The following is a 7,469-nucleotide window of genomic DNA, read 5'->3' as shown; positions in this document are numbered from 1 at the left end:
GTCGATTTATTCACAGAAAGGATGGTTATGCTTATACAAACTAGATTCTGTCCTCCTTTTCCTCTCACCGTTAACCCTGCGGGTATAATGGGAGTCTCCAAGGAGGTAGAAAGATGACAACCACTGGTGGTAAATGTCCGGTGATACACGGTAGTGTAACAACAAATAGTATGTCAGAGATGGAGTGGTGGCCGAAGGCACTTCATCTCGATATTTTGAGTCAGCATGATCGCAAAACTGATCCGATGGGAGTGGACTTTAACTATCGGGAGGCGGTAAAAAAACTTGATGTGGCTGCACTAAAACAAGACCTACATGCGCTGATGACCGACAGCCAAGATTGGTGGCCAGCGGATTGGGGTCACTATGGTGGTCTGATGATCCGTATGACCTGGCACGCGGCTGGAACCTACCGGATTGCGGATGGTCGTGGCGGTGCGGGGACAGGTAATCAACGTTTTGCGCCACTCAACTCTTGGCCAGACAACGCCAACCTAGACAAGGCACGCCGTCTACTCTGGCCGATAAAGAAGAAGTATGGAAGCCAGCTTAGTTGGGCCGATTTGATTACCTATGCTGGCACGATCGCCTACGAATCCATGGGACTAAAAACCTTTGGTTTCGCCTTTGGTCGAGAAGATATCTGGCATCCCGAAAAAGATATTTACTGGGGGCCAGAAAAGGAATGGCTTGCCCCCAGCGATAACCACCACAGCCGCTATTCTGATGAGCGAAAGCTAGAAAATCCACTGGCTGCGGTAACAATGGGGTTGATTTATGTTAATCCCGAGGGTGTAGATGGCAATCCCGACCCTATCAAAACCGCCAATGATGTGCGCGTTACCTTTGCCCGTATGGCGATGAACGACGAAGAAACCGTAGCCCTTACAGCTGGGGGGCATACGGTGGGCAAATGTCACGGTAACGGTGATCCCGGGTTGCTGGGCATGGAACCCGAAGGGGCAGATATCCAAGACCAGGGCTTGGGGTGGGTGAACAATACTGGTCAGGGTATTGGTCACAACACCGTTACCAGTGGTATAGAAGGGGCCTGGACGCCTCAGCCGACCCTGTGGGATAATGGTTATTTTCATATGCTGCTCAACTATGACTGGGAACTAAAGAAGAGTCCAGCAGGTGCGTGGCAATGGGAACCGATTGACCCGAAGGAAGAAGACAAACCCGTCAATGTTGCAGATCCGACGATTCGCGGCAACCTTGTAATGACCGACGCCGATATGGCCATGAAGATGGACCCAAAGTATCGAAAGATTTCCGAGCGGTTCTACAACGATCCTGAATATTTCAGTAATGTCTTCAGACGGGCATGGTTCAAACTGACCCACCGAGATATGGGGCCAAAGACTCGCTATATTGGCCCCGATGTTCCAGAAGAGGATCTGATCTGGCAAGATCCTATTCCAGCCGGGAATACTGATTACGATATTCAAGCCGTAAAGGAACGCATTGCAGTAAGCGGTCTGAGCGTTAGTGAAATGGTTTGTACCGCTTGGGACAGCGCTCGTACATTTCGCGGATCGGACAAGCGCGGTGGCGCAAACGGGGCGCGAATTCGTCTGACTCCGCAGAAGGATTGGGAAGGCAATGAGCCAGCTCGTTTGGCAAAAGTATTAACTGTTCTAGACACCATTGCAGCAAAGACCAAGGCAAGCATAGCGGATGTCATCGTCTTGGCCGGTAACGTAGGTATCGAGCAAGCTGCTCAAGCCGCTGGCTTCGAAATTACTGTCCCCTTTTCTCCGGGGCGGGGGGATGCAACGGATGAGATGACCGACGCAGAGTCATTTGACGTGCTAGAACCCATTCATGATGGCTACCGCAATTGGTTGAAGAAAGACTATGCCGTCAGTGTGGAAGAGCTTATGCTTGATCGCACGCAGTTGATGGGACTGACGGCTCCCGAGATGACTGTGTTAGTCGGTGGGATGCGTGTGTTAGGGACCAATTATGGCGGCACAAAGCATGGCGTATTCACGGATCGTGAAGGTGCTTTGACTAACGACTTCTTTGTGAACCTGACGGATATGAACTACCTGTGGAAACCTGTAGGTCAGAATCTGTATGAAATCTGCGATCGCCAGACTAATCAGGTTAAGTGGACAGCGACACGGGTCGATCTTGTTTTCGGCTCTAACTCAATCCTTCGTGCCTATGCTGAAGTCTATGCGCAAGATGACAGCCAAGAAAAGTTGGTGCAAGACTTCGTAGCAGCCTGGACGAAGGTGATGAATGCTGATCGTTTTGATATGGCCTAACAGTGGTTTGCCTATCTCCACCATTAGATTGCTTTCCGGAAAGTGTGAAATAGTTGATTGGATTTATTTTTGCTGTATACTTTACCATATCTAAATCATAACCAGTCAACACTCGTGTAGAATTCCCTTATTGCTTTCCGGAAAGTATACATCACTAGTTGAGAAATTCTGTATATGGTAGATGGTTGTGCAGTAAGCAGGTTACAAACACGATTTTCCACAGGGGACGCTACGCGATTGACCTTTGGTCACGCTACGCGATCGCATCTGTTTTCCTACAATGGAACACGATGATGCCAATCAGCCGTCGGGTGATTTTGGGAATCCAACGAGTACCCACTGGTCTCGCAACCGTCGGGCTAGCTGAGACCAAGGGTGGAGTGGACGCGGGGGTGCGATCGCGTTCCCTGGGTGCGATCGCAAGTGTTTCCGTAACGCTCTAATACTCTACCACGTTACATGACTGTATTCTAGTAGTTCTTCTAGATGAGCGATGGTCGCTTCAATGAGTTCTTTATTTTCTTCAGAAAACTCACCATGAACGGTCATCATTCCTTTTTCTTCGTTGAGCGTAATTTCGCTATCAATTAAAAGACTTCGTAAGTGTTTAAGTGTTCGTTCAATTCGAGGTAGTTTATTTTCGGTAAATTTGCCTATCATAAGAACCCCTGGTACTTGGTGATAAGATGTATCTTTGGTAGATAAAATCAAAGGAGAAGTATCAGTATTCGTTTTTTGGCGAATATAGCAGTCTTCTTCTTCTAAATTCAAGCTTCCCATCAAAGCGTAAAAACAAGATGGAGAAATGTTTTTGCCAGCAAGTAAGCGTTTAACCGTTGGTACAGATGTACAAGAGTAATTAGCCCATGCCTCTTGTGTCCAGCCTTCTTTAGCAACCGCTTTTCTAACCTCCTTAATACCTACATCAGATAACCCTTTAGAATTGGTGTTACGCTTCTTCTTGCTCATTAGAGTTCATTCCCACACAAAGAACAATATAGCGGCTTATACTCTAATGAGGTACATATAAGCCTGAATTTTAAAGCTTTTCAGCTTCACAATGTACCTCACCAGACAAAAAAACGCTACAGATACAAATAAGCTGCCAAGCTTTAGAACCGATACTAACATTTAAAATCTTAAATGTGTTTTCACTGTGGGGTCAGTTAACTTTAACAAAGTGAACCATAAGTGAGCTAATCTGGCCTTGATATTGACAAATAAAATGGCGAAAATTAAATGTAATAAAGAGTTATAACGACTCGTATTGTCATTACTATCGTTCTGTCATTTTAGATTTGAACAAACATTTATCATGAGAGAATTTGTAGAAGCTTTTAACCATAACGACTTTTTTGTTAGTTTTAATTATGAATACTGTGAACTAAGAGAGTATAACCAAGCCATAGAGTATTATCAGCAAGCTTTGGCTATTTACCGCAAAGTTAATAATCGGCAGAAGGAAGCCATTACCCTTAATAATTTTGGTTGGGTTTACGAAAAACTGGGAGATTGCCGATCTTCATGGTTTTGGTATAGGGATTTTACGAAAGAACTGAGAAAGTATAACCAAGCCATAGAGTATTATCAGCAAGCTTTGGCTATTTACCACAAAGTTAATAATCGGCAGAAGGAAGCCATTACCCTTAATAATCTTGGTCGGGTTTACGAAAAACTGGGAGATGATTGCCGATCTTCATGGTTTTGCTATAGGGATTTTACGAAAGGACTGAGAAAGTATAACCAAGCCATAGAGTATTATCAGCAAGCTTTGGCTATTCACCGCAAAGTTAATAATCGGCAGAAGGAAGCCATTACCCTTAATAATCTTGGTCGGGTTTACGAAAAACTGGGAGATTATTGCCGAGAACTGGGAGATGATTGCCGATCTTCATGGTTTTGCTATAGGGATTTTACGAAAGAACTGAGAAAGTATAACCAAGCCATAGAGTATTATCAGCAAGCTTTGGCTATTTACCACAAAGTTAATAATCGGCAGAAGGAAGCCATTACCCTTAATAATCTTGGTCGGGTTTACGAAGAACTGGGAGAGTATGGCCTAGCTATTAACTATTTTCAGGAAGCTTTGCATATTGACAAATTTAAGCTGAATGATGACAACTTTTGGGAGCGTAGTGGGGCGGTATATCTTGTGGGTGTAAGCCTAATAGAAGCGGCAATTGATCCGTTAATTAAATGTCTGTATGAGGACAACTATTGGGTGCGTATTTGTGCGGCAGAAGGTCTGAAAAAAATCGGAACACAAGCCACTATTTCTAAACTGATTAATCTCCTTGACAACAAAAAATTGGCAGCATCTGGTTATAACTATGTTTTTAATAAAACCATCATTAATGGCCTCACTGTTAGGTGCACTAACTCATCGATAATGCCTACCGTATGTCGTCAGCTGTCTTATTTTCTTGATGGTTTGTCAACTATCATCGTTCGGTTACTAATAGGTCAGCTACCCTTCAAGCATTTTAGCTCTTTAGTTTTCTTTGATTCTTCCTAAAGTACAGCAGTTTTCAATCCCTCCGTTTAGTATATTTTACAAATCATTTAGGACTGCTATAGCTAGGAAAAATGCTGTAGTAACAGTAATGGTGGACGGGTGAGTGGCGGACGGGTGAGCAACAGTAACGGTAAACGGGTGAGTTGCTGAATCAACGAATGAATAGGAGTAGAGTGGGGATCCTGCCCGCCCGAAAACATCAGGAACGGGCAAGATGGCCATTCCACAAGATCAGGAACGGGCAAGATGCCCATTCCACCTCACTCTTAAAATCATTCCATCATTAAGCAACGCCGTAACAGTAGCTAAAATCCCTACTGGAACTACTTGCATACCATTCCCAGTAATTGAACTCTGATACTTATCAAGCTGCCAAACTTAAGTAGTAAGAGTTTTAGACAAATTTCCTTTACGGTGCTTTGCGTAACTAATAGTTACACAAGATTCTTTTCCCTGTTTCCTCTTCCCTGCTCCCTAAAAACCTAGAACGAAGTCCTAACTGAATTGCAAACCGCTGTAATTAGCTATAATAAGGAGAGAGAGAGTAGTTCTAGAAAGCTTCATTCCCGTAATTGAACTTCGATACTTATCAAGCTGCCAAACTTAAGTGTTAAGAGTTTTAAACCGGAGAAAAATGGCTTAGACGAAATTACTCTCTCTTTTTATCAACTATAACAGCAGTAAATCATTTGTAAATCACTGGACTTCTAAAAACTCGCTCCAACTCCTGTCCCTTCTGCCATCTGCATTCTTGCTCCTGCATTAAAGCAGGCCACTTCTTTCACGAATCAGTAGGATTGCTATAGCTATTACCTATAGCTTATCGAAGAGTTATACCATTTTGGGAATATCAATACCAGGTCTGTTAAGGTCACTTCTTTCTTAAAAAGTGATTCTTAATGGACTTTTTTGATAGTGACAAATTTATGATTGTGTCTTTAGACTTAAATTATTCAAGTTTGGCAGCTTGATAGGGGGTGCGTCTCGTTTCTACTGCAAACCTATCGGAGTTCAATTTAATGAACAATAACGAGTTTCCCAAAATTATCAACACTGCTCACACTGAGCAACCTGTGGAATTGTCTTACCCGGTGATTGTTCCCGAAGTACAGCAAGTATTAGCGGAAGGAAGCATCGCGGTGATTACGATACTCTGCTTAGCAGTGTTAGTCCATCAGATCCGGTTGTTAGTTGAAGCTAGCAAATCGTAGCTCAAACTTAATTAAACAGGTTAACACCTGCCTATTGTAAATGGGATTAGCCCTTCTTTTGGAGAAGGGCTAATTTTCTGCATGACCCTCCGCATAGTGAAGGTGAGACCATGGCAATACCCTATCCACATCAACCTACAATGTAACCCTCAGCATATAACCGACATTAACTATTCACAAAACCCCTAGCATATACCCGAAAACAAAATTAACGGTATTAACAAGGGTTTTTGCTACTTTTTTGACTTTTTTGATTACTGTCATTTTTGTTGAAAAAGTACTTTCATCCCATCATCAGAACTAGGTAGCAAACAATAAAACACAGAAATGCTACCTTCAAGTTGAAGGTGAGTGCCATCCCGGTAGCGGAACTAAGTAGCAAACAAGAACACACAATGGAAAGCTAAAGATGCACCACCCCCATGATGCGGAGGCAGTACGTATTTTCTCGCTTTTTAGACAGAATACCACCGAGACTGGCGCGAATAAATTTGTGAACTTGGTTGTTGATAGATTCCTTTGGTAGCGAGTACCTGTCTTGATTGATAGAAGGAGTCATTGCCTTCGAGTGGGAGTTTTCTACACCTGATTTAAACTGACTTTTTCCTATAAATATTACCTGATCATTTATTCTGAGGTATCCAAATACCTGATTTTTTCCTATTGTCGGTATTTTATCCAGATCTAAAAATGGTGGTGTAGGCAATTTCATTAATTAACATCAATTGTTGATTGTGCAGTTGCACCTCGAAAAAAACAAAATGTTAGCAGGAGTAAATCATGCTCAAAATCAATAATCTTGAAGAAGCCACGCTATTCAAGGAGCTTTCTGCTCAAGAGAGTTCTCTTTATTCGGGAGGAAACTTAGGGAAATTTGTGTTAGACCCCCACCTAACTATAGGATGTCCGGGTAATGGAAGGCCAGTTCGCAAACGTTACCCAAACGGCACAACGGGGAGTATTTGTGTCTATGATGAACCGCTGCTCCCACTCCCGGAGCCGCCACCATTTTCTTGACTTTCAGCTTAATGGTACAACTAAAAGCCAGAATCTATTGCTGAGGGAGTCTTTAAGAAAATTGGCGGAATTCCCCACCCTGGCCGTAGGCCAAGCTACGCGAACGTTCAGGGTGGGGATGGATAGCGCAACGACAACTCATGACAATTTGTGTTAGAATAAAGTTGGTCGCTGACCCGCCTGGATGACTAAAAGGCTACCTGAAAAAATAGTCTAATTTCTGATCAGTTGGTTAGACCTACAGGTATACAAAGTACGCTTCATAGCCAGGGAAGAGACTTGCCCCAGCTGGTTGGCCATAGTTGCTGTAATTCCAAGGTGAGTCTGTCGTAAAAGTATACGTCCTTAGAAGGCGGATGTATGCCTGTGGACGCTGAGTAAGACCTTGCATCAGCAGGCGCGCGCCTCCAAGGCCGGGTTCCCCGGCCTTGGGTCGCGCCTCTGGTTGAG

The 7,469-nt window shown here is 43.7% G+C and carries 8 protein-coding genes; 5 read left to right on the top strand and 3 right to left on the bottom strand.

Features of this window, described 5'->3' with window-relative positions; genetic code table 11:
* Nucleotides 1-113: 113 nt before the first annotated feature.
* Nucleotides 114-2,276, top strand: coding sequence for a catalase/peroxidase HPI (gene katG, locus AC4II3_RS29835; RefSeq protein ID WP_488015444.1), 2,163 nt, complete (start codon nucleotides 114-116; stop codon nucleotides 2,274-2,276).
* Nucleotides 2,277-2,434: 158 nt separating this feature from the next.
* The gene (locus tag AC4II3_RS29830; protein WP_488015447.1) at nucleotides 2,435-2,719 is read left to right on the top strand and encodes a hypothetical protein; all 285 of its coding nucleotides are present in this window, start codon (nucleotides 2,435-2,437) and stop codon (nucleotides 2,717-2,719) included.
* Nucleotides 2,720-2,723: 4 nt separating this feature from the next.
* On the opposite strand, the gene AC4II3_RS29825 is transcribed toward AC4II3_RS29830, so the two are convergent.
* A complete protein-coding gene (locus AC4II3_RS29825) occupies nucleotides 2,724-3,245 on the bottom strand; it encodes a hypothetical protein (protein WP_488015449.1) in 522 nt (173 codons plus the stop codon).
* A 346-nt stretch (nucleotides 3,246-3,591) separates the two neighbouring features.
* Between AC4II3_RS29825 and AC4II3_RS29820 the strand changes: the two genes are divergently transcribed.
* Complete coding sequence (locus AC4II3_RS29820) at nucleotides 3,592-4,791, top strand: DUF2225 domain-containing protein (protein ID WP_488015451.1); 1,200 nt, start codon at nucleotides 3,592-3,594, stop codon at nucleotides 4,789-4,791.
* A gap of 62 nt (nucleotides 4,792-4,853) precedes the next feature.
* Here AC4II3_RS29820 and AC4II3_RS29815 read toward each other — a convergent pair whose 3' ends face one another.
* Nucleotides 4,854-5,045: a hypothetical protein gene (locus AC4II3_RS29815; protein ID WP_488015453.1), complete on the bottom strand. Its 192-nt coding sequence runs from the start codon at nucleotides 5,043-5,045 to the stop codon at nucleotides 4,854-4,856.
* A gap of 765 nt (nucleotides 5,046-5,810) precedes the next feature.
* On the opposite strand from AC4II3_RS29815, the gene AC4II3_RS29810 reads away from it, so the two are divergent.
* On the top strand, nucleotides 5,811-6,002 hold the full coding sequence (locus AC4II3_RS29810) for a hypothetical protein (RefSeq protein WP_488015455.1): 192 nt from the start codon (nucleotides 5,811-5,813) through the stop codon (nucleotides 6,000-6,002).
* A gap of 403 nt (nucleotides 6,003-6,405) precedes the next feature.
* Here the strand turns inward: AC4II3_RS29810 and AC4II3_RS29805 are convergent, their stop codons facing one another.
* Nucleotides 6,406-6,714 (bottom strand): hypothetical protein, encoded by a 309-nt coding sequence (locus AC4II3_RS29805; protein WP_488015457.1) that lies wholly within the window; start codon nucleotides 6,712-6,714, stop codon nucleotides 6,406-6,408.
* 68 nt (nucleotides 6,715-6,782) lie between these two features.
* On the opposite strand from AC4II3_RS29805, the gene AC4II3_RS29800 reads away from it, so the two are divergent.
* Nucleotides 6,783-7,019 carry a hypothetical protein gene (locus AC4II3_RS29800; protein WP_488015458.1) on the top strand — a complete coding sequence of 79 codons (237 nt, stop codon included), beginning with the start codon at nucleotides 6,783-6,785 and terminating at the stop codon, nucleotides 7,017-7,019.
* Nucleotides 7,020-7,469: the final 450 nt, after the last annotated feature.

Source organism: Moorena sp., from assembly GCF_982860115.1.
This window is presented reverse-complemented; position numbering and strand designations above follow the sequence as displayed.

What these genes read in the sequence shown, in the direction of transcription:
- katG (WP_488015444.1), top strand. Translation starts at nt 114, where the DNA reads ATGACAACCACTGGTGGTAAATGTCCGGTGATACACGGTAGTGTAACA.
- AC4II3_RS29800 (WP_488015458.1), top strand. Translation starts at nt 6,783, where the DNA reads ATGCTCAAAATCAATAATCTTGAAGAAGCCACGCTATTCAAGGAGCTT.
- AC4II3_RS29820 (WP_488015451.1), top strand. Translation starts at nt 3,592, where the DNA reads ATGAGAGAATTTGTAGAAGCTTTTAACCATAACGACTTTTTTGTTAGT.
- AC4II3_RS29810 (WP_488015455.1), top strand. Translation starts at nt 5,811, where the DNA reads ATGAACAATAACGAGTTTCCCAAAATTATCAACACTGCTCACACTGAG.
- AC4II3_RS29805 (WP_488015457.1), bottom strand. Translation starts at nt 6,714, where the DNA reads ATGAAATTGCCTACACCACCATTTTTAGATCTGGATAAAATACCGACA.
- AC4II3_RS29815 (WP_488015453.1), bottom strand. Translation starts at nt 5,045, where the DNA reads ATGGGCATCTTGCCCGTTCCTGATCTTGTGGAATGGCCATCTTGCCCG.
- AC4II3_RS29825 (WP_488015449.1), bottom strand. Translation starts at nt 3,245, where the DNA reads ATGAGCAAGAAGAAGCGTAACACCAATTCTAAAGGGTTATCTGATGTA.